Annotated in this window: 24 protein-coding genes; 14 read left to right on the top strand and 10 right to left on the bottom strand. The window is 60.3% G+C overall.

The features are described from left to right. Positions 1 to 63 precede the first annotated feature (63 nt). A complete protein-coding gene (locus tag ACM6IK_RS21555; RefSeq protein WP_414875921.1) occupies positions 64 to 738 on the bottom strand; it encodes a YciC family protein in 675 nt (224 codons plus the stop codon). A 178-nt stretch (positions 739 to 916) separates the two neighbouring features. Between ACM6IK_RS21555 and ACM6IK_RS21550 the strand changes: the two genes are divergently transcribed. The 3 genes from ACM6IK_RS21550 (at position 917) to ACM6IK_RS21540 (ending at position 2,931) form a co-directional block, all read left to right on the top strand. After that, positions 917 to 1,693 carry a DUF2076 domain-containing protein gene (locus tag ACM6IK_RS21550; RefSeq protein ID WP_414875920.1) on the top strand — a complete coding sequence of 259 codons (777 nt, stop codon included), beginning with the start codon at positions 917 to 919 and terminating at the stop codon, positions 1,691 to 1,693. A 124-nt stretch (positions 1,694 to 1,817) separates the two neighbouring features. After that, entirely contained in the window at positions 1,818 to 2,297 is a 480-nt protein-coding gene (locus ACM6IK_RS21545) for an NYN domain-containing protein (RefSeq protein ID WP_007990686.1), read from the top strand. 22 nt (positions 2,298 to 2,319) lie between these two features. Beyond that, complete coding sequence (locus tag ACM6IK_RS21540; protein WP_414875919.1) at positions 2,320 to 2,931, top strand: PolC-type DNA polymerase III; 612 nt, start codon at positions 2,320 to 2,322, stop codon at positions 2,929 to 2,931. A 108-nt stretch (positions 2,932 to 3,039) separates the two neighbouring features. Here ACM6IK_RS21540 and ACM6IK_RS21535 read toward each other — a convergent pair whose 3' ends face one another. Next, complete coding sequence (locus ACM6IK_RS21535; protein WP_414875918.1) at positions 3,040 to 3,492, bottom strand: Lrp/AsnC family transcriptional regulator; 453 nt, start codon at positions 3,490 to 3,492, stop codon at positions 3,040 to 3,042. A 164-nt stretch (positions 3,493 to 3,656) separates the two neighbouring features. On the opposite strand from ACM6IK_RS21535, the gene yedA reads away from it, so the two are divergent. Together yedA and ACM6IK_RS21525 are read left to right on the top strand one after the other, a co-directional pair. Continuing rightward, positions 3,657 to 4,589 carry a drug/metabolite exporter YedA gene (gene yedA, locus ACM6IK_RS21530; RefSeq protein ID WP_414875917.1) on the top strand — a complete coding sequence of 311 codons (933 nt, stop codon included), beginning with the start codon at positions 3,657 to 3,659 and terminating at the stop codon, positions 4,587 to 4,589. A 78-nt stretch (positions 4,590 to 4,667) separates the two neighbouring features. After that, positions 4,668 to 6,008: a DEAD/DEAH box helicase gene (locus ACM6IK_RS21525; RefSeq protein ID WP_008052427.1), complete on the top strand. Its 1,341-nt coding sequence runs from the start codon at positions 4,668 to 4,670 to the stop codon at positions 6,006 to 6,008. A 116-nt stretch (positions 6,009 to 6,124) separates the two neighbouring features. On the opposite strand, the gene ACM6IK_RS21520 is transcribed toward ACM6IK_RS21525, so the two are convergent. Beyond that, a complete protein-coding gene (locus ACM6IK_RS21520) occupies positions 6,125 to 7,366 on the bottom strand; it encodes a TIGR03862 family flavoprotein (protein ID WP_414875916.1) in 1,242 nt (413 codons plus the stop codon). A 281-nt stretch (positions 7,367 to 7,647) separates the two neighbouring features. Beyond that, entirely contained in the window at positions 7,648 to 8,568 is a 921-nt protein-coding gene (locus ACM6IK_RS21515; protein ID WP_414875915.1) for a histone deacetylase, read from the bottom strand. 79 nt (positions 8,569 to 8,647) lie between these two features. Between ACM6IK_RS21515 and ACM6IK_RS21510 the strand changes: the two genes are divergently transcribed. From ACM6IK_RS21510 to ACM6IK_RS21500, 3 genes are all read left to right on the top strand, one after another. Beyond that, the gene (locus ACM6IK_RS21510) at positions 8,648 to 9,217 is read left to right on the top strand and encodes a GNAT family N-acetyltransferase (protein ID WP_414875914.1); all 570 of its coding nucleotides are present in this window, start codon (positions 8,648 to 8,650) and stop codon (positions 9,215 to 9,217) included. A gap of 104 nt (positions 9,218 to 9,321) precedes the next feature. Further along, entirely contained in the window at positions 9,322 to 10,191 is an 870-nt protein-coding gene (gene tesB / locus ACM6IK_RS21505; RefSeq protein ID WP_414875913.1) for an acyl-CoA thioesterase II, read from the top strand. Then, complete coding sequence (locus ACM6IK_RS21500) at positions 10,188 to 10,781, top strand: HAD family hydrolase (protein WP_414875912.1); 594 nt, start codon at positions 10,188 to 10,190, stop codon at positions 10,779 to 10,781. Before tesB ends, ACM6IK_RS21500 begins: the two co-directional genes overlap by 4 nt. Before the next feature lie 144 nt (positions 10,782 to 10,925). Here ACM6IK_RS21500 and ACM6IK_RS21495 read toward each other — a convergent pair whose 3' ends face one another. Further along, positions 10,926 to 11,885: an alpha/beta fold hydrolase gene (locus ACM6IK_RS21495; RefSeq protein WP_414875911.1), complete on the bottom strand. Its 960-nt coding sequence runs from the start codon at positions 11,883 to 11,885 to the stop codon at positions 10,926 to 10,928. Further along, on the bottom strand, positions 11,886 to 12,779 hold the full coding sequence (locus tag ACM6IK_RS21490; RefSeq protein ID WP_414875910.1) for a neutral zinc metallopeptidase: 894 nt from the start codon (positions 12,777 to 12,779) through the stop codon (positions 11,886 to 11,888). A 166-nt stretch (positions 12,780 to 12,945) separates the two neighbouring features. On the opposite strand from ACM6IK_RS21490, the gene ACM6IK_RS21485 reads away from it, so the two are divergent. Both ACM6IK_RS21485 and ACM6IK_RS21480 read left to right on the top strand, forming a co-directional pair. Next, a complete protein-coding gene (locus ACM6IK_RS21485; protein ID WP_414875909.1) occupies positions 12,946 to 13,722 on the top strand; it encodes an IclR family transcriptional regulator in 777 nt (258 codons plus the stop codon). A gap of 123 nt (positions 13,723 to 13,845) precedes the next feature. Then, positions 13,846 to 14,730, top strand: a complete 885-nt coding sequence (locus tag ACM6IK_RS21480; RefSeq protein WP_414875908.1) for a DMT family transporter — start codon at positions 13,846 to 13,848, stop codon at positions 14,728 to 14,730. A 128-nt stretch (positions 14,731 to 14,858) separates the two neighbouring features. Here the strand turns inward: ACM6IK_RS21480 and ACM6IK_RS21475 are convergent, their stop codons facing one another. Continuing rightward, the gene (locus ACM6IK_RS21475) at positions 14,859 to 16,196 is read right to left on the bottom strand and encodes an MFS transporter (protein WP_414875907.1); all 1,338 of its coding nucleotides are present in this window, start codon (positions 16,194 to 16,196) and stop codon (positions 14,859 to 14,861) included. A 268-nt stretch (positions 16,197 to 16,464) separates the two neighbouring features. Here ACM6IK_RS21475 and quiC point away from each other — a divergent pair, with 268 nt between their 5' ends. Together quiC and ACM6IK_RS21465 are read left to right on the top strand one after the other, a co-directional pair. Then, positions 16,465 to 18,366, top strand: coding sequence for a 3-dehydroshikimate dehydratase QuiC (gene quiC, locus ACM6IK_RS21470; RefSeq protein ID WP_414875906.1), 1,902 nt, complete (start codon positions 16,465 to 16,467; stop codon positions 18,364 to 18,366). A 102-nt stretch (positions 18,367 to 18,468) separates the two neighbouring features. Continuing rightward, positions 18,469 to 19,146, top strand: a complete 678-nt coding sequence (locus ACM6IK_RS21465; protein WP_414875905.1) for a TetR/AcrR family transcriptional regulator — start codon at positions 18,469 to 18,471, stop codon at positions 19,144 to 19,146. A gap of 149 nt (positions 19,147 to 19,295) precedes the next feature. Here the strand turns inward: ACM6IK_RS21465 and ACM6IK_RS21460 are convergent, their stop codons facing one another. From ACM6IK_RS21460 to ACM6IK_RS21450, 3 genes are all read right to left on the bottom strand, one after another. Next, positions 19,296 to 20,150, bottom strand: coding sequence for a shikimate dehydrogenase (locus ACM6IK_RS21460; RefSeq protein ID WP_414875904.1), 855 nt, complete (start codon positions 20,148 to 20,150; stop codon positions 19,296 to 19,298). 5 nt (positions 20,151 to 20,155) lie between these two features. Then, on the bottom strand, positions 20,156 to 20,596 hold the full coding sequence (gene aroQ, locus ACM6IK_RS21455) for a type II 3-dehydroquinate dehydratase (protein WP_414875903.1): 441 nt from the start codon (positions 20,594 to 20,596) through the stop codon (positions 20,156 to 20,158). Positions 20,597 to 20,736: 140 nt separating this feature from the next. Beyond that, the gene (locus tag ACM6IK_RS21450; protein WP_414875902.1) at positions 20,737 to 21,648 is read right to left on the bottom strand and encodes a LysR substrate-binding domain-containing protein; all 912 of its coding nucleotides are present in this window, start codon (positions 21,646 to 21,648) and stop codon (positions 20,737 to 20,739) included. Positions 21,649 to 21,874: 226 nt separating this feature from the next. Here ACM6IK_RS21450 and ACM6IK_RS21445 point away from each other — a divergent pair, with 226 nt between their 5' ends. Further along, positions 21,875 to 22,303 carry a DUF4160 domain-containing protein gene (locus ACM6IK_RS21445; RefSeq protein WP_414875901.1) on the top strand — a complete coding sequence of 143 codons (429 nt, stop codon included), beginning with the start codon at positions 21,875 to 21,877 and terminating at the stop codon, positions 22,301 to 22,303. Then, positions 22,300 to 22,746 (top strand): DUF2442 domain-containing protein, encoded by a 447-nt coding sequence (locus ACM6IK_RS21440; RefSeq protein WP_414875900.1) that lies wholly within the window; start codon positions 22,300 to 22,302, stop codon positions 22,744 to 22,746. The genes ACM6IK_RS21445 and ACM6IK_RS21440 overlap by 4 nt, the downstream gene beginning before the upstream one ends. Positions 22,747 to 22,754: the final 8 nt, after the last annotated feature.

Genomic DNA, 22,754 nt, shown 5'->3' with positions numbered 1-22,754 from the left:
TCGGCTTATTAGCGTTACAGGATTGCTCCCGAGCATACCCGAGAGCGATGGTCGCGCCCAAGGTCAGAGCGAGCTGTCATTTCTCTCAGGCAACGGGCTGATCAACATGAACAGCCGGAACAACACCACGCTGGTAAACAGCTGAAGGAAGCTGTGGGCACTGTCGATCAATAGTGATACCACCGGGTTCTGAGGTTCCGGGTACGCCGCCAGCGTCACGCCCTTGAGCAGCCACAACGGTCCCATCACACATAGAATGCACAGCAGAATGCGCAGGAAGTGACCGCTGGTCAGGCGCAGGCTTTCCTTCATGGCCGCCAGCGGCGCCAGGCCGCGCAACACCAGCAGGTATTCGCCAAACGCCAGGGTCACCATCAGGTAGATGCCCGGCAGGAAATACAGCGACAGGCCCAGCAGAATCAGCACGGTATTGAGCGCCGTCAGCAGGGCGAAGCGCGGCCACAGGCTCGCCGCCATCGTCAGCAAGTCGCGGTTGCGCGGCGACTCGCCCCGGCTGCGGGCGTCGAGAAACAGAATCAGCGCGGCGGTGTACAGCGGGTACACCAGCAGGCCGACGATCACGCTGATGCCGGGGAAACTGTCCGGCTCCGTGGAGTGGTCGACCACTTGTTGCAGCAGCGCCTCAAGCACCACCAGCGGCAGGCACAGCTGCACGATCTGGCCCAGATTGCGCTTGAAGAAATACAGGGAGTCACGCATCACATCTAACGGATTCATCAGTGGGTATCGCAGGTTGGAAGCAGTGGCTCACTTTAACCGATGAAGTGCTCGGGAACGCAAACGTAAACGTTCGGTAAAGGACATTGAAACATCTTGTTTCAGCCTCCATTAAGGTTGAGCACCTTATCCTCATTGGATAAAGGCAACGATTTTCCCGGCAATCTACGAGGTCGCCATGAACAGCGAAGAACAAACCCTGATCGATGGACTGTTTTCCCGGCTGCAACAGGCCGAAACGGACTCAGCCCCGCGCGACGCCCAGGCCGAGGCGCGGATCAAGGAACACCTGACGCGCCAGCCGGCGGCAGGTTATTTCATGACCCAGGCGATTCTGGTGCAAGAGGCAGCGATCAAGAGTCTCAACGAGCAGAACCAGCAACTGACCCGGCAAGTCCAGCAGTTGCAGGACGAACTGCAACAGGCCAAGGCTCAGGCAACCCCGGCCCCGGGTAGCGGTGGCTTTTTGTCGAGTATTTTTGGTGGCGCTTCCCGTGATCCACAACCGGCATCCACCCAGAGCGCACCGCCGTCGAGCGGTGGCTGGCGTGAGCCGGGACGCTCGTCGTTCGGTTCGCAATCGCCACAGCAGAACTTCGGCGCACCGCCGCAAAACGTTCCACAGCAGGGCTATGCACCCCAGCAACAGGCCCCGGCAGCGGCCGGTAGCAGTTTCCTCGGTGGAGCGCTGAAAACCGCGGCCGGCGTGGCGGGTGGCGTGATGTTGGCACAAGGCATCAGCAGCCTGTTCCATCACAATCAGCAACCGGAAGTCGTCGAAGTCATCAAGCAAGAGCCGGCCCAGGTCAACGACCAGGGCAACAATGGCTGGGGCGATGGCCAGCGCATGGCCGGTAACGATTCCTGGAGCAACGACCAGGGCGGGTTCAGCGACGCTGATTACAGCGATGACAACTCATCGCTCTTCGGCGGCGACGACGATTCCTTCGTCTGACCCATCTGTGGCGAGGGAGCAAGCTCCCTCGCCACATAGCCGATTATTCGCGGAACAATCCTTCGGGCTGGCATACTGGGCGACCTTTCGGGCCTGGTGCCTGATTCAGCCTTGAGGAAAGCCGGTGAAAAAAATCGCAGTGTTCGCCGATGTCCAGAACCTCTACTACACCGTGCGTCAGGCTTATGGTTGCCACTTCAACTACGCCGCACTGTGGGCTGACATCAGCAAACAGGGCGAGATCGTCGAGGCCTACGCCTACGCCATCGATCGCGGTGACAGCAAACAGCAGCAGTTTCAGCAGATCCTGCGCAACCTCGGTTTCACCGTAAAGCTCAAGCCGTACATCCAGCGCAGCGATGGTTCGGCCAAGGGTGACTGGGACGTGGGCATTACTCTTGACATCATGGATGCCGCCGACCATGTCGATGAAATCGTCCTGGCCTCCGGCGACGGTGATTTCGACATGCTGCTCGAACGCATCATCAGCAAACACGGGGTGCAAGCGGTGGCCTACGGTGTACCGGGCCTGACCGCCAACTCGCTGATCCGCGCCGCCAGCCGTTACGTGCCGATCGAAGGCGCGTTGTTGCTCAAGAATTGATTTTTACGGAGTTGAACCAGGTTTGGAACGCATAGCAGTCATCGACTTTGAAACCACCGGGATCTCCCCGAGCACCAGTTGCCGGGCCACGGAAATCGCCGTGGTGATCCTTGAACAGGGGCGCATCGTCGAGCGTTACCAAAGCCTGATGAACGCCGGCGTGCGCGTCCCGGCCTTCATCGAGCAACTCACCGGCATCAGCAACGCCATGCTGCGCACCGCGCCGTCGGCGGAGCAGGTGATGAACGAAGTGAATGAGTTCGTCGGTACTACGCCATTGCTGGCGCACAATGCCGCGTTCGACCAGAAGTTCTGGGACTTCGAGCTCGGGCGAATCAAACGCACCCGCTTGCAGAATTTTGCCTGCTCGCTGCTGCTGGCCCGCCGGCTGATGCCCGCCGCGCCAAACCACAAACTCGGCACCTTGACCACGTTCGCCAACCTGCCCCACACCGGCAAGGCCCACCGGGCCATGGCCGATGCCGAGATGGCGGCCAACCTGACGGCGTATCTGGTTGACGAGTTGCGGCAGAAGCACGGGCTGCGCGAGTTGTCCCATGACTTGCTGTGCAAATTGCAGAAGGTCCCGGCGGCGAAAGTGGGCGAGCACCTCAAGCGCTATCGCGGCTTTTGAATACACCGCATAACCCCTGTAGGAGCGAGCCTGCTCGCGAAAAAGGTACAGCCGACACCACTTGGCGCCTGGAATACCATCGCGAGCAAGCTCGCTCCTACAGAAAAGCTATTTGCCATTCCCTTCGATATGCCCCAACGGCACCCGCTTTTCGATGGCGCTGGACAACACAATCGAGGTCTTGCTGAACCCGAACGTGGCAATCCGGTTGATCAGCTCTTCCAGCTCCGGCATCGAGCCCACAGCGGCTTGCATGATCACGCACGGGTCACCCGTCACCCGATGGCATTCGGTCAATTGCGGGATTTTGATCAGGTCGTCGTAGGCTTTCTGGTTGCCGTGCTGGTTCAGGCGCAGTTCGATCACGCACTGGATCGGCAGGCCGAGCTTGGCCATGTCGACCTTTGCCTGATAGCCGGTGATCACGCCGCTGGCTTCGAGCTTGGCCACGCGCTCGGCCACGGCCGGGGCGGACAGGCTGACCTTGCGCGCCAGGTCGGCGTAGGACGCGCGACCGTTTTCCAGCAGGGCGCTGAGCAGCATGCGGTCGTATTTGTCCATGGAACGGCTCCTGAAAATGACTGACTTTCGAAAACACGGTTTATCGCAAAAAACTCCGTGTTTTGAAAAGTGTACCGGTACGATAAACAGGTTTTGTAACTTATTTTCCGTCGTTGGCCTTTCTAGAATAGCCGTTCACTTGTCTTGCCTGCGAGCTGCTCCCCATGCCTGGCCTCCGTCGTTTTCCCTTACCGTTGATCGCTGCCTTTTTCGCGTTGTACGTGATTTGGGGCTCGACCTACCTGGTGATCCGCATCGGCGTGGAATATTGGCCGCCATTGCTGCTCGCCGGCATCCGCTTCGTCATTGCCGGGACCTTGATGTACGCCTTCCTGCGCTGGCGTGGGGCACCGGCGCCGACCTGGGTGCAATGGAAATCCGCCGGGATCATCGGCGTCTTGCTGCTGGCGTGCGGTAACGGTGCGGTCAGCGTGGCTGAGCACACCGGTGTAGCTTCCGGCGTGGCAGCGTTGGCTGTGGCGACGGTGCCGCTGTTTACCTTGCTCTGCGGATATTTCTGGGGCGCACGTAATACCCGTCTCGAATGGGCCGGGATCGTACTCGGGCTGATCGGCATCGGCATGCTCAACCTCGGTTCCAACCTGCAGTCGAGCCCGTTGGGCGCGGCCCTGCTGATTTTCGCGGCGGCGACCTGGGCCTTCGGCTCGGTGTGGAGCAAGCACCTGCCATTGCCTCAGGGCGCAATGGCCAGTGCCGTGGAAATGCTGGTGGGCGGCGTCGTGTTGCTGATCGCCAGCGTGGTCAGCGGTGAACATCTGGAAAAGATGCCGCCGATCGAAGGCTGGGCCGCGTTGGCGTATCTGACCGTGTTCGGTTCGATCATCGCTTTCAACGCCTACATGTACCTGTTGAAGCACGTGCGTCCGGCGGCGGCCACCAGTTATGCCTACGTCAACCCGGCGGTGGCGGTGTTGCTGGGGATCGTGTTCGTCGGTGAAACCATCGGTATCGAAGAAGCCCTGGCGATGGCGGTGATCATCAGCGCCGTGGTGTTGATCGGTTTGCCGCAGTGGCGTCGCACGCCAGCGCGGCCAGTGGTGCCGACGGCAGTGCCGACAGAATCCCGTGTGAATTAGGGTAAACTGCGCGCCATTGCATCTTGTTTTGCACACTTGTTTTGAACAACCCGCGCTGAATTTTCCTACGGTACTCCCATGACTTTCGCCACTCTTGGCCTGATCGAACCCTTGCTGCGCTCCCTCGAGACGCTCGGCTACCAGACTCCGACGCCGGTTCAGGCGCAAGCCATTCCGGCGGTGCTGGCCGGTCGCGACCTGATGGCCGCGGCCCAGACCGGTACCGGCAAGACCGCCGGTTTCGCCCTGCCGCTGTTGCAACTGCTGGCCATGGAAGGGCCGAAAGTCACTGCCAACTCGGTTCGCGCGCTGATCCTGGTGCCGACCCGCGAGCTGGCCGAGCAGGTTCACGAAGCCGTGCGCCAGTACGCCGAGAACCTGCCGTTGCGTACTTACGCAGTGTACGGCGGCGTCAGCATCAACCCGCAAATGATGAAGCTGCGCAGCGGCGTCGACCTGCTGGTGGCGACCCCGGGCCGCTTGCTCGACCTGTTCCGCCAGAACGCGTTGAAGTTCAACCAGCTGCAAACCCTGGTGCTGGACGAAGCCGACCGTATGCTCGACCTGGGCTTTTCCGAGGAGCTGGCGAACATTTACCGCGCGCTGCCTAAGAAACGTCAGACGCTGCTGTTCTCCGCGACCTTCTCCGACGACATCCGCCTGCTGGCCGGGCAGATGCTCAACGATCCGCTGACAATCGAAGTCAGCCCGCGCAACGTCGCGGCCAATACCGTCAAGCAATGGATCGTGACGGTGGACAAGAAGCGCAAGCCGGAACTGTTCGTGCACCTGATGCGCAAGGGCAAGTGGAAGCAGGTGCTGGTGTTCGCCAAGACCCGCAACGGCGTGGACGCGCTGGTGGAAAAACTCCAGGGCCTGGGCATCAATGCCGACGGCATCCATGGCGACAAACCCCAGGCGACCCGTCAGCGCGCACTGGACCGGTTCAAGGCGAGTGAAGTGCAGATTCTGGTCGCTACCGACGTGGCGGCTCGGGGCCTGGACATCGAAGATCTGCCGATGGTGGTCAACTTCGATTTGCCGATCGTCGCTGAAGACTACATCCACCGCATCGGTCGTACCGGCCGCGCGGGTTCGACCGGCGAGGCGATTTCCCTGGTGTGTGCCGATGAAGTGAATCTGCTGTCGGCCATCGAGATGCTGACCCGTCAGACCTTGAAGCGGCAGAACGAGCCGGACTTCGAACCCGAGCACCGCGTGCCGGACACCGATGCCAGTGGCCAGGTCGTCAAGAAGCCGAAAAAACCGAAGAAGCCCAAGGCGTCCGGTGGTGGCGGTGGTAAACGCAATCTGGGTCGGTGGGTTGATAGCGGAGAGGTTGCGCCGGCGGAGCCTTCGATCAAGCCTGTGCGCAAGGTGCCGGTGTTCAATACCGGGCCGCGTAAGCGCAAACCTTAATAGCTGCATCGTCGGCTAGGCAGCTATCGCGAGCAGGCTCGCTCCTACAGGAGATTTGTGAACAACGCAGATCCCTTGTAGGAGCGAGCCTGCTCGCGATGGATGCGCCTCCGTCTTTAGCTCTTGCGCCGCAACCACTCCACCATCCCCAACCCCGCCGCTCGCCCACTGGCGAAACACGCGGTCAGCAAATAGCCGCCCGTCGGCGCTTCCCAATCGAGCATTTCCCCGGCGCAGAACACGCCAGGCATTTGCTTGAGCATCAATCGCTCATCCATCGCTTCGAACAACACCCCGCCAGCGCTGCTGATGGCCTCGTCCAGTGGACGGGTTTTTACCAGTGTCAGTGGCAATGCCTTGATCGATTTGGCCAGCAAGGTCATGTCGGCAAAGCAGTCGGCGCTGGTCAGTTCACGCAATAGCGCCGCTTTTACCCCATCGATGCCCAACTGACTGTGCAGGTGCTTGGCCATGGAGCGCGATCCCCGGGGTTTGCTCAACGCCGCCGCAACTTTATCCACAGGCCGGCCCGGCAACAGGTCCAGATGAATGGTTGCCGAGCCGTGCCGGTTGATCGCCTCGCGGATCGGGGCCGACAGGGCGTAGATCAAACTGCCCTCGATCCCGGTGGCGGTAATCACACATTCGCCGAGCCGCGGCACGTCGTCGTTCAGGCCGATGGCGATGTTTTTCAGTGGTGCGCCGGCGAATTTGCTGACCATCAATTCGCTCCAGGCCTGCACCTCAAAGCCGCAATTGCTCGGTTGCAACGGCGCCAGTCCTACGCCGTGTTGCTCCAGCGACAACATCCACGCGCCGTCCGAGCCCAGGCGCGACCAGCTGCCGCCACCGAGGGCGAGCAGGGTGGCGTCGGCTTGAACGGTTTTTTCGCCTTCCGGACTGTCGATGCGCAAATCGCCGTGCTCGTTCCAGCCGAGCCAGCGGTGGCGGGTGTGGATAACTACACCGCTGTCGCGCAGGCGCTTGAGCCAGGCGCGCAGCAGCGGTGCGGCCTTCATGTCGGTGGGGAATACCCGGCCGGAGCTGCCGACGAAGGTTTCGATGCCTAGCTCGTGAATCCATTGGCACAGCGCATCGGCACCGAAGCCGCGCAGCAGCGGGGCGATCTGCGGGGCACGTTCGGCGTAGCGCGAGAGAAACGCCGGGTAGGCTTCAGAGTGAGTGATGTTCATGCCGCCGACGCCGGCCAGCAGGAATTTTCGTCCGACCGAAGGCATGCCGTCGTACAGGTCTACCTTGATCCCGGCCTGGCTCAACACTTCGGCCGCCATCAGACCGGCGGGGCCGCCACCGATGATGGCGACGCAAGGGGGAAGGGCTGGCGAAGATTGGGTCATGGGGTGCGCTGTGGCCTGGCGGGATAAGCCGGGCATTCTACCAGCCCCGTCCCCTGTGGGAGCGAGCTTGCTCGCGATTGCGGCGGTACATTCAGCATCTGTGGGCCTGACAGACCGCTATCGCGAGCAGGCTCACTCCTACAGGGTTTAGAGGTGTCTTTGAAAGGGTGGTTAAAAAACGACCATCTCTCTGTGGCCTATAGACGGTGTGGGCTGCAGGCCCTTTCACTCAGGTTATCCACAGGCAGTTCCACAGGCATTGTGGGTAAAGCATCCACAGCTCAGTGACAGCCTGATGACTGCCAGACGCGCTGCGCGCTGTGATGGAGGATACCGTGACGGCGGGCCAGGGCCTGGCGGTCCTTGCTGTAACCGCCGCCGATCACCCCGACCAGCGGAATGTCGCGGCCCAGGCAATGGCGCATCACGCTTTCGTCGCGGGTGGCGACGCCTTCGTCTGTCAGCTGCAGATAACCGAGGGCGTCGTCCTTATGCACATCGACCCCGGCGTCATACAGCACCAGATCCGGTTGGTAGAGCGGCAGCAGGTAGTTGAGTGCATCGTCCACGACCTTCAGGTAATCGGCATCGCCCATGCCATTGGGCAGTGGAATGTCCCAGTCGCTTTCGGCCTTGCGTGCGGGAAAGTTCTTTTCGCAGTGCAGGGAAACGGTCACTGCTTCCGGGGTGTTGTGCAGAATTCGTGCAGTCCCGTCGCCCTGATGCACGTCGCAATCGAAGATCAGCACCCGGTTCACCTTTCCACTTTCCAGCAGGTAATGGCTGATCACCGCCAGGTCATTGAAGATGCAGAATCCGGCCGGATAGTCGTAGTGCGCGTGGTGGGTGCCGCCCGCCAGGTGACAGGCCAGGCCATGCTCCAGCGCCTGCTCGGCCGCCAGCAACGAGCCGCCGACCGCCCGCACCGTGCGCCGGGCCAGGGCTTCGCTCCAGGGCAGGCCGAGACGGCGCTGGTCTTCGCGGGCCAACTCGCCACTCATGTAGCGCGCGATATACGAAGGGTCATGGGCGAGGGCGAGAATGTCAGCGGGGCACAGCTGCGGGCGCAGCAGGTCGGCGTCGCGGGTCAGGCCGCTGTCCACCAGGTGGTCGCGCAACAGGCGGAACTTGTCCATGGGGAAGCGGTGGTCCGCCGGAAACTCGGGACTGTAGTCTTCGTGATAAATCAGCGGCAGTGGCATGGTCATTTCATGTAGGAATGAGAGAAGGATCCTACCAGCGTTGTAGACTTGCGACATTGAAATGGAGGGGCGGGGCACGATGGAGCCAATACTGGAGCTTGAAAGCGCTCGGCTGCTGTTGCGCCAGTGGCGCGATGAAGATTTAGTGGACTTTGTGGCAATGTGTGCCGATCCCCAGGTGATGCGCTATTTCCCGGCAACCTTGAGCCGGCTGGAAAGCGCATCATTGATCGGACGAATCCGTGGTCATTTCGCCGAGCATGGTTATGGTCTCTGGGCCTTGCAGCGAAAGGACTCTGGCCAGTTCATCGGGTTTACCGGGCTGAGTGTGGTCGGATTCGACGCGCCTTTCACCCCGGCCACGGAAATCGGCTGGCGCCTGGCCCGCGAGCACTGGGGCCTCGGCTACGCCAGTGAAGCGGCGTGGACCGCACTGCGTTGTGGGTTCGACCGCTTGCCGCTCAAAGAGGTCGTGGCCTTCACGACGCACACCAATCTACCGTCAGAGAAAGTCATGCAGGCCATCGGCATGCACCATGATCCGGCAGATGACTTCGATCACCCGCAACTCGAAGCCGATCATCCGTTGCGTCGGCATGTGCTGTATCGCATCAGCCGGGAACAATGGCTGCAAACCTTGCATGGATAACCTGGCACGGACGTTTACAATGGCCCTCATGGGCCCGGTCCAGAAACTGAATCGACCGTTGCAGCCAAGGCTGCGCGGCAATGTTTTGCGTGAGGAGCATCTGAATGAGCCAAGTGTTGGATGATCTGGTCGACCTGCTGACCCTGGAGCCGATCGAAGAAAACCTGTTCCGTGGCCGCAGCCAGGATCTGGGTTTTCGCCAGTTGTTCGGTGGGCAGGTGCTCGGCCAGTCGCTGTCGGCGGCCAGTCAGACGGTTGAAGAGGCGCGCCATGTGCATTCGATGCACGGTTATTTCCTGCGTCCGGGCGATGCCGGGCTGCCGGTGGTGTATCAGGTTGACCGGGTGCGTGACGGTGGCAGTTTCAGCACGCGCCGGGTGACGGCGATTCAGAAGGGCCACCCGATCTTCACGTGCAGTGCGTCGTTCCAGTACGACGAAGAAGGCTTCCAGCACCAGACTGAAATGCCGCAAGTGGTCGGTCCGGAAAACTTGCCATCGGAGCTGGAAATCACCCAGCAGCGCGCGCACCTGATCCCCGAGAAAATGCGCGAAAAGCTGTTGTGCCCCAAGCCGATCGAATTCCGCCCGGTAACCGAGAAAGATCCCTACAACCCACTGCCGTCCGACCCGGTCAAGTACGTCTGGTTCCGCGCCGACGGGGCATTGGCCGATTCGCCGGCGCTGCATAAGTATTTGCTCGCCTACGCATCGGACTTTGGCTTGTTGACCACCTCGATGCAGCCCCACGGCAAATCGGTGTGGCACAAGGACATGCAGGTTGCCAGCCTCGATCACGCGCTGTGGTTCCACCAGAATCTGCGTGCCGATGACTGGTTGCTCTACGCGATGGACAGTCCGTGGGCGGGCAACTCCCGGGGATTCTCCCGTGGCAGTGTGTTCAACCGCGCAGGACAACTGGTGGCCTCGGTCACTCAGGAAGGCTTGATCCGTCATCGCAAGGACTGGGTATGAGCCTGGCCGATGTGCGTCACTGGGTGTTCGACATGGACGGTACCCTGACGGTTGCCGTGCACGACTTCGCGGCGATTCGCGTGGCGTTGGCGATCCCTGCCGAACACGACATCCTGACTCACCTCGCCGCACTGCCGGCCGATGAAGCTGCAGCCAAACATGCGTGGCTGCTGGAGCATGAGCGGGACCTGGCCCTCGGTTCGCAACCGGCACCGGGCGCGGTGGAGCTGGTGCGCGAGCTGGCCGGGCGCGGTTATCGCCTGGGCATTCTTACGCGCAATGCCCGGGAGCTGGCGCATGTCACGCTGGAAGCCATTGGCCTGGCCGACTGCTTTGCGCTGGAGGATGTGTTGGGCCGTGATGATGCACCGCCCAAACCGCATCCGGGCGGGCTGCTGAAACTGGCCGAGGCATGGAAGGTGCCGGCGAGCGAGATGGTGATGGTCGGTGATTACCGCTTCGATCTCGATTGCGGGCGAGCGGCGGGTGCCCGCACGGTGCTGGTGAATCTGCCGGATAATCCATGGCCGGAATTGACCGATTGGCATGCGGCGGATTGTGTCGAGTTGCGGCAGATGCTGACGGCTTGAAGAGTTTGTTGCCTGTTAAATCGCGATCGCGAGCAAGCTCGCTCCCACAGTGGATCTGGGTGAATTCAAAAGTATTTGGAACACCAGAGAACTACTGTGGGAGCGAGCTTGCTCGCGATAGCGTCAGTTCAGGCACCCTGAAACTCACTGCCCAAACAAAGCCTTCTGCCCCTGCGGCGAGGTAAACATCCCGTCCCCGTCATGCCCGACTCCGGGTACTTCAATCAGTTGCTGCTTCAACCCCTGCGGTTGCAGCCGCTTCAGATAATCAAAGTAAAAGCGCCCGCGGGCCAATCGAGACGGCCCTTGCGCCCTGGCCTCACAGCTTTTATCCAGCGCCGGATGATTCGGATCGGTGTCCTGCTGCCCCAGCAGATAAACGACTTCACGCTTGAGGTAATTTTCCTGCAACTGCGCGGCGGTTTGCCCTTCGGCGTAGGCCGGTAAATCCGCCAGGCCGTACTTCCAGCGATTGAAGTTCGGGCAACCGGCGTGGTTGAACGCCACCGGCCGGCGCTCATCGAAATAAGCGTAGGAGGACGGATTGGCGATCACGTAGCGCACCTGCACGCCAGCCGCATCGAGGCCGGACTGCGCGTGACCGAGCAATGCATAGCGCTGAACCACCTGCGCACCGCCGGAGTGCCCGGCGATGACGATTTGCTTCACATCCGGAAACTGCTGGCGGTCACCCAGGCGGGCGATGATTTCGTCGAGCGCGGCGTAGGAACTCAGCCGAAACGGCGCCGTGGATTCGCCGCCGGCCATCCACTCATTGCCTTGCCAACGCAAAACCGTGTCGGCCACCGGATGGACCGCAACGTCGGTTTCATTGAGAAACTGCGGGGCGATCACCAGTGTCGTCGCGCTCTGTCCGGCGAGTTCGGCGGCGTGTTCGCCGCTTTGCAGATAGGTTTGCGCATTGCGCAAGCGACCGTGGAGGATGATCAGCACCCGTTCGATTTTTGCCGGGGCGGGGCTGATGCCCACCGCGATTTCACCTGATTTCAACAGCAGGCGCCCTGAGCTGAGGTCTTTGACCCCCTGCTCGGCGGCCTGGGATGTTGCGCAAGTAAACAGAACAACCAACAACCACTTCTTCATTTAAAGATTTTTCGTCGCAAAGGTATCGCACTGGCTTACCTGGCCTTGGGCGAAACCGGTTTTGAACCAGCGCACCCGTTGCGCCGACGTACCGTGGGTGAACGAATCCGGGACCACGCGGCCCTGACCCTGTTGCTGCAAACGATCGTCGCCGATGGCGTTCGCCGCGTTCAGTGCTTCTTCGATGTCGCCTGGTTCCAGCCAGTTCAGGCGCTTCTGCGCATTGTTGGCCCAGACGCCGGCCAGGCAATCGGCTTGCAGTTCCTGACGAACCAGCAAACCGCCGTCGCCTTCCATCTGCCGGCCTTGTTGGCGTGCTGCCTGAATTTTCGCGGAAACCCCGAGCAATGTTTGCACATGGTGTCCGACTTCGTGAGCGATCACGTAGGCCTGGGCGAAGTCACCCGCGGCGGAAAAGCGTTGGGACATTTCCTGGAAGAACGCCATGTCCAGGTAGACTTTCTGGTCCGCCGGGCAATAGAACGGGCCGGTCGCCGAGGTGGCCAGGCCGCAGGCCGAATTCACGCGGTTGCTGAATAGCACCAGGGTCGGGTCCTTATATTGGCGGCCGGCCTGCTGGAATATCGCACCCCAGGTGTCCTCGGTGTCGCCGAGGATTGAACGTACAAATTCCGCGCCTTCATCATTGGCCGGTGGCGCCTTGCGAGTCTGCTGGGTGGCGGGCGCCGATTGCTGCTCCATTTGCCCGGTCAGTTGTCCGAGGATTTGCAGCGGGTCCTGGCCGGTAATCCAGCCAATGCCGACGATCAGGAGGATCGCCGTCAGGCTCAGGCCTTTGCCACCGCCAAAACGCACGCTACTGCCACCGCTGCCAACATCATCGTCACGGGCGTCGACTACGTTGTCGCTGCGTCGGCCTTTTTTCCATAGCATGTGGGAATCCTCTTCTGTTCCGGGTAAAGCTCCGTGCGATGAGTGTTGCTGCCAAGTGGGAGCGACGCCAGTCCGGTCGTCAGACTGCCGGTTGTGCGACAGGTTCCAAATTATGCTTCGTGGGGCTTCTCTTCTAGAATCAGCCAAATTTTGTTTGGAACCTACCATGGCCGGCAGTCAGATCGAACGTGTCTTCAGCGTGCTGGAAAGCCTGACCGGTGAACCGCAGGGTTTGCCGATGCAGACGTTGGCCGAGCAATTGGAAATCCCTAAAAGCGCGACTCATCGGTTGCTCGCCGAACTGATTCGCCTGGGTTACGTGCGGCAGAATCCGGACAACCTGCGCTATCACCTGTCGACCAAACTGGTGGCCATGGGCTTTCGATACCTGTCCGGCAGCGGTGCGGATATCGTTCAGCCGGTGCTTGATCGACTGGCCGGGGAAACCGGTGAACTGGTGCGTCTGGGGGTGCTTCAGGGTGAACGGCCCGTGTGGATCGCCAAGTCCCAGGGGGCCCGCTCGGGCCTGCGCTACGACCCGGACATGGGGCGTGATGCGCCATTGTTCTACACGGCTTCCGGGCATGCGTGGCTGGCGTGCATGAGCGATGCCGAGGCGCTGTCGCTGGTCGAGCGGCAAGGGGCCGAATTGCCTCGGGACATCGGGCCTAATGCACCGCGTTCGAATGTTGAACTGCTGGAGCGCTTGCGTCTGGCGCGGGAGCAAGGCTACGCCTGGGTCGAGGAAAGTTCGGCGGTGGGTACCTCGGCGATTGCCGCCGTGGTCCGTCATCCACTGGATGGCCGGGTGATCGGTGTGCTCAGTATTGCCGGGCCAAGCGCGCGAATGCCCGGTGCGCGCTTGCATGAGTTGGCGTCGACCTTGTTGAAGTACGCCGAAGAGCTTTCGCTGGCGAGCCAGGCGTCAGCGTTGTTCAGTTGAGCGTGATGTCTGCTTGAATAGAGTGTGCGGTATTCGCACACTTTCTTGAGTCATTGATGTCATAAAATGGAACCGGGTTCTAAATTATTCAAGTCTCGCCTCAACCCATAAAAGGACTTCGCCTTGACGTCGCCCAGCAGCACCCCGCTTTCCGGCGTCAATCAGCCCTTCAAAGGGATCCTGCTGATCGTTGTCGCGACCTTCCTGTTTTCCAGCCACGACGCCTTTTCCAAATATCTCTCGGGTTTCTATCCCATTGTCATGGTGGTCTGGGCGCGTTACGTGGTTCACACCTTGCTGATGGCCGGGATTTTCCTGCCGCAATCCGGGCTGCGAGTGCTGCGTACCAAACGGCCATGGCTTCAGCTGATCCGGGCGCTGTGCCTGCTGGGTACCAGCCTGTTTTTCACCACAGGCTTGATGTACATCCCGCTGGCCGAGGCTACGTCGGTCAACTTCCTCGCTCCGGTGCTGGTCACCGCGCTGTCGGTACCGCTGCTTGGCGAACGGGTGACGCGGGGGCAATGGCTGGCGGTGATTTTCGGTTTCAGCGGGGTGCTGATCATCGTTCATCCTGGCGGTGATCTGTTTACCCCGGCGGTGTTGCTGCCATTCTGCTCTGCGCTGTTTTTCTGCTTCTATCAACTGCTGACACGCAAGCTCAGCGAGATCGACAGCCCGACCACCAGCAATTTCTTCGCCGGCTTGTGCAACACGCTGGTGATGAGTGCACTGGTGCCGTTCTTCTGGCAGACGCCGAACCTGGTGCATGGCGCGATGATGCTTGCGCTGGGGGCCTGCGGGATGACGGCACACCTGTTCCTGACCCAGGCTTTCCGCCTGGCGGCACCGGCACTGCTGGCACCGTTCAGCTATTGCCAGATCATCTTCGCCGGCCTGCTGGGCTGGCTGCTGTTTTCCCATACGCCGACACTGACCACCGTGCTCGGCATTGCCGTTATCTGCTGCAGCGGGTTGGCAGCGGCCTGGCAACAAAGCCGCCGGTAGAAGCTCAACGATGAGCGACCTGTGGGAGCGAGCCTGCTCGCGAAGGCGATGTATCAGACAACATCAATGTTGAATGACAGTCCGCTTTCGCGAGCAGGCTCGCTCCCACAAGGGTATGGCGCCGAACATTAGTCGGTGACGGTCGGAATCTTGCGCGGTGCCATGAAGTACATCCAGGTCAGCGCAATGAAGTACATCGCCGGAATCATGGTGAACAGCACGGTGTAGTTGTTGTTGGTGATGGTCAGGATGTGGCCGACCAGCTGGGTCATGAACATCCCGCCAATCGCCGCACACATGCCGCCGAAGCCGAACACCGTACTCATCATGTGTTTGGGCGTGTAGTCCATCACCAGGCTCCAGATGTTCGCGGTCCAGGCCTGGTGTGCGCCGATGGCCAGGGAGATGGCGAACACCGCGACCCACAGGTTGCTGGAGCCGGCCGCCATGATCACGCCGATGATGCAGCAGGCGAACAGGAGCATGGACATCAGTCGCGCCTTGATCGGGTTGACTCCGCGACCGATCAGGAACGAGGAGAGGATGCCGCCGCCAACGCTACCGAAGTCGGCAGTGAGGTAGATGATGATCAGCGGGATACCCATCTGGGTGACGTTGATGCCCAGGTTGTATTGTTGGTTGAGGAACGGCGGCAGCCAGTACAGGTAGAACCAGAACACCGGTGCGGTGATCGAGTAGGCGAGGGCGAAGGCCCAGGTGCCACGCATGCGCAGGATTTTCGAGAACGGCACGCGGGTTTGTTCCGGTTCGACTTCGTTCTGGATGTAGTCCAGCTCCGACTGTTTGACGCTCGGGTGATCTTCCGGGTTGAAGTACTTCAGGCCCCAGAACAGCAGCCAGATCCCGCCCAGTGCCGACATGCACAGGAACGCGGCCTGCCAGCCCCAGACGTGCAGGATCAGTGGCAGCAGCATCGGGGTGAACATCGCGCCGACGTTGGTGCCGGCGTTGAAAATGCCGGTGGCCACGGCGCGCTCGCCGGCCGGGAACCACAGGCGCGTGGTTTTCACGCAAGCCGGGTAGTTCGCAGCTTCAGTCAGGCCGAGGATGAAGCGACAAACCATGAAGCCGACCGCCGAAGTGGCCAGGCCGTGGGCGCCGGTCGCCAGGCTCCAGAGCAGTACGGCGCAGAAGAACACGCGCTTGACGCCGACCCGGTCGATCAACCGGCCCTGCAGAATGAACCCGATGGCGTAACCCACCTGGAACCAGAAGTTGATGTTGGCGTAATCCATCGCCGTCCAGCTCATTTCCTTGGCCAGGATGGGCTGCATCACGCCCAGGGCGGCGCGGTCGATGTAGTTCAGTGTGGTGGCGAAAAACACCAGCGCCAGCATGCCCCAACGGGTTTTGCCGACCGCCATGGCGCCGCGGATTTTGTCGCCGATGCCACCGGCAGTGACGTTCATGGCCGCAGCCATGCGAGAGCTTTGGGAAGGAATCATGTGTACCACCCGTTTTTTGAATTTGTTATTTGGTGTTTTGGACATCGCGGCCGGTGCTGCGTGTCCGGACTTAATGTGAGGGCGATGTTGGGCAGTGGACAAAAAATCGTCAATTCGCCAACCACCATTGTGTTCGATAATCGAACACAAAACTAACTGGGTAGTACACTTTAAATTGCCCAATGGACAACCCGGCTCAATAATCCGCTCACTCTTTTAAAAGCGGCGCAAATTCCCTGTAGCCGAAGCCTCCACCGGGAGCCGAAATATGCAGCGTTCCATTGCCACCGTATCCTTGAGCGGTACCCTGCCGGAAAAACTCGAAGCCATTGCTGCCGCCGGTTTCGACGGCGTCGAGATTTTCGAGAACGACCTTCTCTACTACGACGGTAGTCCACGGGAAATTAAACAGATGTGCGCCGATCTCGGGATCGCCATCACCCTGTTTCAACCCTTCCGTGATTTCGAAGGCTGTCGGCGTGATCGGCTGTCGCGCAATCTGGAACGCGCCGAGCGCAAGTTCGACCTGATGCAGGAGCTGGGCACTGACCTGGTGCTGGTGTGCAGCAACGCCTCGGCCGAGTCCATCGGTGATGAACGGATTCTGGTCGATGACTTGCGCCTGCTGGCCGAACACGCCGGGGCACGCGGCCTGCGCATCGGTTACGAAGCGCTGGCCTGGGGCCGGCATGTGAACACCTGGCAACAGGTGTGGAACATCGTGCGGCAGGCCGATCACCCAAGCCTTGGCGTGTTGCTGGACAGCTTTCACACCTTGTCGCTCAAGGGCGATCCAAGTGCAATCGCCGAGATTCCGGGCGACAAGATCTTCTTCGTGCAAATGGCTGACGCGCCGATCCTGGCCATGGACGTGCTGGAGTGGAGCCGGCATTTTCGCTGCTTCCCGGGCCAGGGCGAATTCGATTTGCCGGGGTTCCTCGCGCCGATCATCAAGAGTGGGTACACCGGGCCTTTGTCGCTGGAGATCTTCAACGACGGTTTCCGCGCCGCGCCGCCACGGGCCAACGCCGCCGACGGCTTGCGCTCGTTGTTGTACCTGGAGGAGAAAACCCGCGAGCGTCTGGCGCAGGAAGCCAAGCCTGCAGCCAACTCCGGGATTCTGTTCGAAACGCCCAAGGCCAGCGAGTACAACGGCATCGAGTTTCTGGAGTTTGCGGTGGACGAAAGCCTCGGCGCCAAACTCTCCCATTGGCTGGAGCGGCTAGGGTTCGCCAAGGTCGGGCAGCATCGCTCCAAGAGCGTCAGCTTGATGCGCCAGGGCGATATCAATCTGATCCTGAATTCAGAGCCTTACTCTTTCGGCCACAGTTTTTTCGAAGCCCACGGCCCTTCGTTGTGCGCTACCGCCGTGCGGGTCAAGGACAGTGCGAGCGCATTGGCCCGAGCTGTGGCCTACAAGGGCCAGCCCTATCGCGGACTGGTGGGCCCCAATGAACTGGAACTGGCTGCGGTGCGTGCGCCGGATGGCAGCCTGATCTATCTGGTGGACCAGGATGCCGACGTCTACGGCACCGACTTCAATCTGTACCCGCAAGCGCCGGCCAGCAGTGGCCTCAAGCGCATCGACCACATGGCCATGGCGCTGCCGGCCGACAGCCTCGATAGCTGGGTGCTGTTCTATAAGAGCCTGCTGGATTTCGAGGCGGACGATGAAGTCGTGTTGCCCGATCCTTACGGTCTGGTGAAGAGCCGTGCCCTGCGCAGCCGCGACAGTTCGATCCGCCTGCCACTGAACATTTCCGAGAACCGCAACACCGCGATCTCACACGCGTTGTCGAGTTATCGCGGCTCCGGTGTGCATCACATCGCGTTTGATTGTGATGACATCTTTGCCCAGGTCAGCCGTGCAAAAGAGGCGGGCGTGCCGCTGCTGGATATCCCGCTCAACTACTACGATGACCTGGCGGCGCGGTTCGATTTCGACGACGAGTTCCTCAGCGAACTGGCCTACTACAACGTGCTGTATGACCGCGACGCCCAGGGCGGTGAGCTGTTTCATGTGTACACCGAGCCGTTCGAGGGGCGATTCTTCTTCGAGATCATCCAGCGTAAAAACGGTTATGCCGGCTACGGCGCGGCCAACGTCGCGGTGCGGCTGGCAGCCATGGCCAAATCCCGTAGCGGCGCATTGCGCCAGGCGAAGTTGTAGGAAATTCGTAAACGCGGGATTAAACGTGGGTCGCGTGGCTTCCTTCACTGTGTTGCGCGGCCCATAATCGCCAGCCTGTGCAGTGATGGCCGTGAGCCCGCAATGACAATGACCTCAGAACTTCCCGCAGCCTCCGCCGAACCAGGTGCCGAGCCGCGCAAGAGTCGCAAGAACAACCCGGAAAAGACCCGCGAAAACATCCTGCAGGAGGCGATTGTCGAATTCGTCCAGCAGGGGCTTTCCGGTGCTCGCGTCGATGCCATCGCCGAGCGCATCCATACCTCCAAGCGCATGATCTATTACTACTTCGGCAGTAAGGAACAGCTCTATGTCGAAGTGCTGGAGAAGCTTTACGGCGATATCCGCAACACCGAAAGCCGCCTGCACCTGACCGAACTGCCTCCGGTGGAAGCCATTCGGCGGATGGTTGAATTCACCTTCGACCACCATGATCGCAACGTCGACTTCGTGCGCATCGTCAGTATCGAAAACATCCACAACGCCGAGTATGTAAAGCGTTCCGAGGCGATCAGGGCGATGAACAACACCGTTCTCGATTCCCTCGATGTGATTCTGCGTCGTGGCGTTGAAGAGGGTGTCTTCCGCGTCGGACTCGTCCCGCTGGATGTGCATCTGCTGATCAGTTCGTTCTGCTTCTATCGCGTTTCGAACCGCCATACCGTGGGTGAGATTTTCCAGATCGACCTGCCGGACGAACGCATCAAACAGCGTCATCGGGAGATGATTTGCGAGTCGGTGTTGCGCTACCTGCAAGCTTGATGCACAGCGTTGTGCCGGCTCCCAATACAAATGTGTACATACACAACACACTGTAGGAGCTGGCTTGCCAGCGAAGGCGGCCTGCCTGATACACCGCATCGCCTGTTTCGCCAGCAAGCCGGCTCCTACGAATCGGCAAGGTTGTTGCTTCAGTCATTCATGCTCTGGAAATGCTCAAGCATCCGCTGAGCATCGGGCACCACGCCGCTGAACAGCTCGAACGCCTTCACTGCCTGAAACACCGCCATATTGCCGCCGTCCAGCGTCCGGCAACCGAGGGCGCGGGCGTGGTGTAGCAGTTCGGTTTCCAACGGGAAGTAAACGATCTCCGCCACCCACAATTCGGCCCGCAGCAACGCGACCGGCACCGGCATGCCCGGCAGTTTTTTCATGCCCATCGGCGTGGTGTTCACCAGGCCGTCAGCCCGGGCCATGGCGCTCGGCAGGTCATACCCGGCCACCGCCCGACCGACGCCGAAATGCTGATTGAGGTTGTCAGCCAGATCCTGGGCGCGGCGGATATCCACGTCAAAAATGCTCAGCTGTTGTACGCCTTCATTCAATAACGCGTGAGCCACCGCCGCACCTGCGCCACCGGCGCCCATCTGTACGACACGTTCAACGGCAACGCCCTTCAAGCCCCGGCGAAAACCTTCGGCAAAACCCAGGCAATCGGTGTTGTGGCCGATGCGCTTGCCATCCTTGAGCACCACCGTGTTGACCGCACCAATACCGCGGGCCTCCGGCGAGAGTTCGTCGAGCAGCGGGATGATCGCCTGCTTGCATGGGAAGGTGATGTTCAGCCCGGTGAAATTCATGCGCTCGGCAGCCATCAACAGGTCGGGTAGGGCATTGCTGTCGAGCTTCAACTGATCAAGATCAATCAGGCGATACAGGTAGCGCAGCCCCTGAGCATCGCCTTCGTGCTCGTGCAAGGCTGGTGTGCGGGAGGCCTGGATGCCGGCGCCAATCAGCCCGGCCAGTATCACGTGGTTCTGAGTCACGGCGATCACCCCTTCAAACGATGACTGAAGTGTTCCAGCGCCAGGCGATAGCCGTGACTGCCCAAACCGGCCATCACCGCAGTCGCGATGGCGGAGACGAACGAGTGGTGACGAAAAGGCTCGCGGGCATGCACGTTGGACAGATGGACTTCGATGACTGGCAGTTCGCTGGCGACCAAGGCGTCGCGGATGGCGACCGAGGTGTGGGTCCACGCGGCAGGATTGATGATGATCCCGGCGCAGCGACCGCGGGCGGCGTGAATCCAGTCGAGCAATTCGCCTTCATGATTGGTCTGGCGAAACTCCACTGTCAGGCCGAACTCTTCGGCGGCACGTGCGCACAGGGTCGAGATATCTGCCAGGGTTTCGTGGCCGTAAGTCGCCGGTTCACGGGTACCGAGCAGGTTCAGGTTCGGGCCGTTGAGCACCAGAACGATAGGGGACATCGGAATCTCTCCACTTATTATTTTTGCAATCGGCCGAGGTTTTCGGTCTGTGGAGATAAATTGTACTAACTAGTTAATTCGGTCAATTGAAGAGAAGGCACGCTGACGGTTTGTGGGCGATGATCGGACACTTTCGCTGTTCAACGCGGCAAATACTCCACCAGAAAATCAATGAACGCCCTCAAGCGCAGCGGCACATGACGACTTTGCGGGTAAAGCAGCGTGAATGGCCGCGAGCGCCCGCCATAGGGCTTGAGCACTTCCACCAGCGAGCCGTCGGCCAGTTCCTTTTCCACGATAAAACGATAGGTCTGAAACAGCCCCGCCCCGTGTTTGGCCAGGGTCACACCGCCCAGTACATCGTCGGAACAACTGAGGTTGCCCTCGGCCAGAATCTCCCGTGGCGCGCCTTCATCGTTGAACAGCCAGGCAATGCGCCGGCCGCTGCTGGGCAATTCGTACTGAATGCATTCGTGGTTTCCGAGGTCGTCGAGGGTTTGCGGAATGCCGGCCCGTTTCAGGTAATCAGGGCTGGCGATCATCACCAGGGCGGCATCTTCCAGCTGCCGGGCGATCAGGCCGGAATCCGGGATGGCTCGTACACGAATCGCCATGTCGTAGCCTTCGCCGACGAAATCGATGTTGCGATTACTGATGTGCGACTCGACCTTCACCGCCGGATAGCGCGCCCGAAATTCGGGTAACAGCGGCAGGATTCGATGATGCGCGTAGGTGGTCGGAATACTGATGCGCAAAGTACCGGACGGCACTTGCTGTTGGCCCATGACCTCACGCTGGGCCTCGACCAATTGCGCCAGGGCCTGGCGGCACTCCTCGTAATAGCGGCGACCACTCTCGGTCAGCTTCACGCTGCGGGTGGTACGCGCAAACAGGCGCACGCCCAGGCGCTCTTCCATGCGCGACACCGAGCGGCTCACGGCAGCGGGCGTGACGCCTGCCACCAGCGCCGCGGCAGTAAAACTGCCAGCCTCGGCCGCGAGGCAGAACAGCTCGATGCTGCCTAACTGAAGGTCGTCGAATTGTCGCTGCATGATTGATTACACCGGGGATCAAATGAAGAAGCTGGATCAGTATTTATCAGGTGCCAGCGCCGTAATGAAAGGGTTTCTTACCATTTCGCGTGGTGTTCCGCAGAGTCGGATGACGCCAGGACGCTAGCCTGAGGACGTAAAAAGTGATTCCTCTGCCAATGCCAGCGGTCGGATTTTCCAGGGAATGTCGAATCTTCGGATTCATTAACCTAACTGATGGGTTAGCATGAAGGTATGCAATTACAAAGGACTGTCGGTAGTGATCATGTTGCGAGACGAGCATTGTCCGCCTCATGCGCATGTGGAGGCGGGTACGTGGAGGGCGAGATTCAGGTTCAGTTTTTGGCACAACGGTGTCGAGCTCTGGGATGTAGTTCCGTTTTCGCGTCGGCCACCGTTGGCGGTGCTAGAGGGATTGCGCCAATCGCTCCAGCAACCTGCCCATTTGCGGCGCGCCCGGGGCATCTGGTGGCGAAAATTGCAAACGGCCTGTCTTGATAATCAATTGTGGGACTGGCAAAGCAACGAAGTCGTTGTGGTGAAAAGGGTTGTCAGTACCACCAATATGATTGGATCGGCTTGCTACGAACCTGAATCGAACAGGACGTTGCTGTCCCTGATAGGCGCACAGGAAAGTGTGGAGATCGAGTTATGAAAACGATAAAAGCCAAGGTTCAGGCCGATAGTCCCGTAACGGAAAGCAGCCTGGACAAAGCCATTGAACGTGGCGAATTACGTAGAAAAAATAGCCTGCAAGCAACGGCGGTTACCTACCAGGCTCCCTGTCTGGCCGTCAGCTTCGAAGACGGCAGCGGTGTATTGCTGCCCGTGGCCAATTATCCGGAGTTCGATGATTTTGAGGTCGAGGACTACGCTGGTCTGGCTGTCGGCTACGGGGGAACTGCCCTGTGCCATGAAGGCAAGGACCTGCATGTATCTATCGCCGGGATGATTTCTGCGAGCAAGCCGCTGATGTCCATGGCAGCCTCGGTCGTCGCTTCGCGCAATGGTCGCCAGAGCAGCGCTGCAAAGTCTGAAGCCGCGCGGGCCAACGGCAGGAAAGGCGGGCGCCCGCGCAAGGTCGACGTTGTCGTGTAAGTGTCCAC

The organism is Pseudomonas sp. IT-196MI5 (assembly GCF_949767415.1).
Lineage (GTDB): Bacteria > Pseudomonadota > Gammaproteobacteria > Pseudomonadales > Pseudomonadaceae > Aquipseudomonas.
Note: the sequence above shows the minus strand (reverse complement) of the source record. Positions and strands in the feature narration are given on the sequence as shown.

Coding starts and splice junctions, on each gene's coding strand:
- ACM6IK_RS21555 (WP_414875921.1), bottom strand. CDS start 738: ATGAATCCGTTAGATGTGATGCGTGACTCCCTGTATTTCTTCAAGCGC.
- ACM6IK_RS21550 (WP_414875920.1), top strand. CDS start 917: ATGAACAGCGAAGAACAAACCCTGATCGATGGACTGTTTTCCCGGCTG.
- ACM6IK_RS21535 (WP_414875918.1), bottom strand. CDS start 3,492: ATGGACAAATACGACCGCATGCTGCTCAGCGCCCTGCTGGAAAACGGT.
- yedA (WP_414875917.1), top strand. CDS start 3,657: ATGCCTGGCCTCCGTCGTTTTCCCTTACCGTTGATCGCTGCCTTTTTC.
- ACM6IK_RS21525 (WP_008052427.1), top strand. CDS start 4,668: ATGACTTTCGCCACTCTTGGCCTGATCGAACCCTTGCTGCGCTCCCTC.
- ACM6IK_RS21520 (WP_414875916.1), bottom strand. CDS start 7,366: ATGACCCAATCTTCGCCAGCCCTTCCCCCTTGCGTCGCCATCATCGGT.
- ACM6IK_RS21515 (WP_414875915.1), bottom strand. CDS start 8,568: ATGCCACTGCCGCTGATTTATCACGAAGACTACAGTCCCGAGTTTCCG.
- ACM6IK_RS21510 (WP_414875914.1), top strand. CDS start 8,648: ATGGAGCCAATACTGGAGCTTGAAAGCGCTCGGCTGCTGTTGCGCCAG.
- tesB (WP_414875913.1), top strand. CDS start 9,322: ATGAGCCAAGTGTTGGATGATCTGGTCGACCTGCTGACCCTGGAGCCG.
- ACM6IK_RS21500 (WP_414875912.1), top strand. CDS start 10,188: ATGAGCCTGGCCGATGTGCGTCACTGGGTGTTCGACATGGACGGTACC.
- ACM6IK_RS21495 (WP_414875911.1), bottom strand. CDS start 11,885: ATGAAGAAGTGGTTGTTGGTTGTTCTGTTTACTTGCGCAACATCCCAG.
- ACM6IK_RS21490 (WP_414875910.1), bottom strand. CDS start 12,779: ATGCTATGGAAAAAAGGCCGACGCAGCGACAACGTAGTCGACGCCCGT.
- ACM6IK_RS21485 (WP_414875909.1), top strand. CDS start 12,946: ATGGCCGGCAGTCAGATCGAACGTGTCTTCAGCGTGCTGGAAAGCCTG.
- ACM6IK_RS21475 (WP_414875907.1), bottom strand. CDS start 16,196: ATGATTCCTTCCCAAAGCTCTCGCATGGCTGCGGCCATGAACGTCACT.
- quiC (WP_414875906.1), top strand. CDS start 16,465: ATGCAGCGTTCCATTGCCACCGTATCCTTGAGCGGTACCCTGCCGGAA.
- ACM6IK_RS21465 (WP_414875905.1), top strand. CDS start 18,469: ATGACAATGACCTCAGAACTTCCCGCAGCCTCCGCCGAACCAGGTGCC.
- aroQ (WP_414875903.1), bottom strand. CDS start 20,596: ATGTCCCCTATCGTTCTGGTGCTCAACGGCCCGAACCTGAACCTGCTC.
- ACM6IK_RS21450 (WP_414875902.1), bottom strand. CDS start 21,648: ATGCAGCGACAATTCGACGACCTTCAGTTAGGCAGCATCGAGCTGTTC.
- ACM6IK_RS21445 (WP_414875901.1), top strand. CDS start 21,875: ATGAAGGTATGCAATTACAAAGGACTGTCGGTAGTGATCATGTTGCGA.
- ACM6IK_RS21440 (WP_414875900.1), top strand. CDS start 22,300: ATGAAAACGATAAAAGCCAAGGTTCAGGCCGATAGTCCCGTAACGGAA.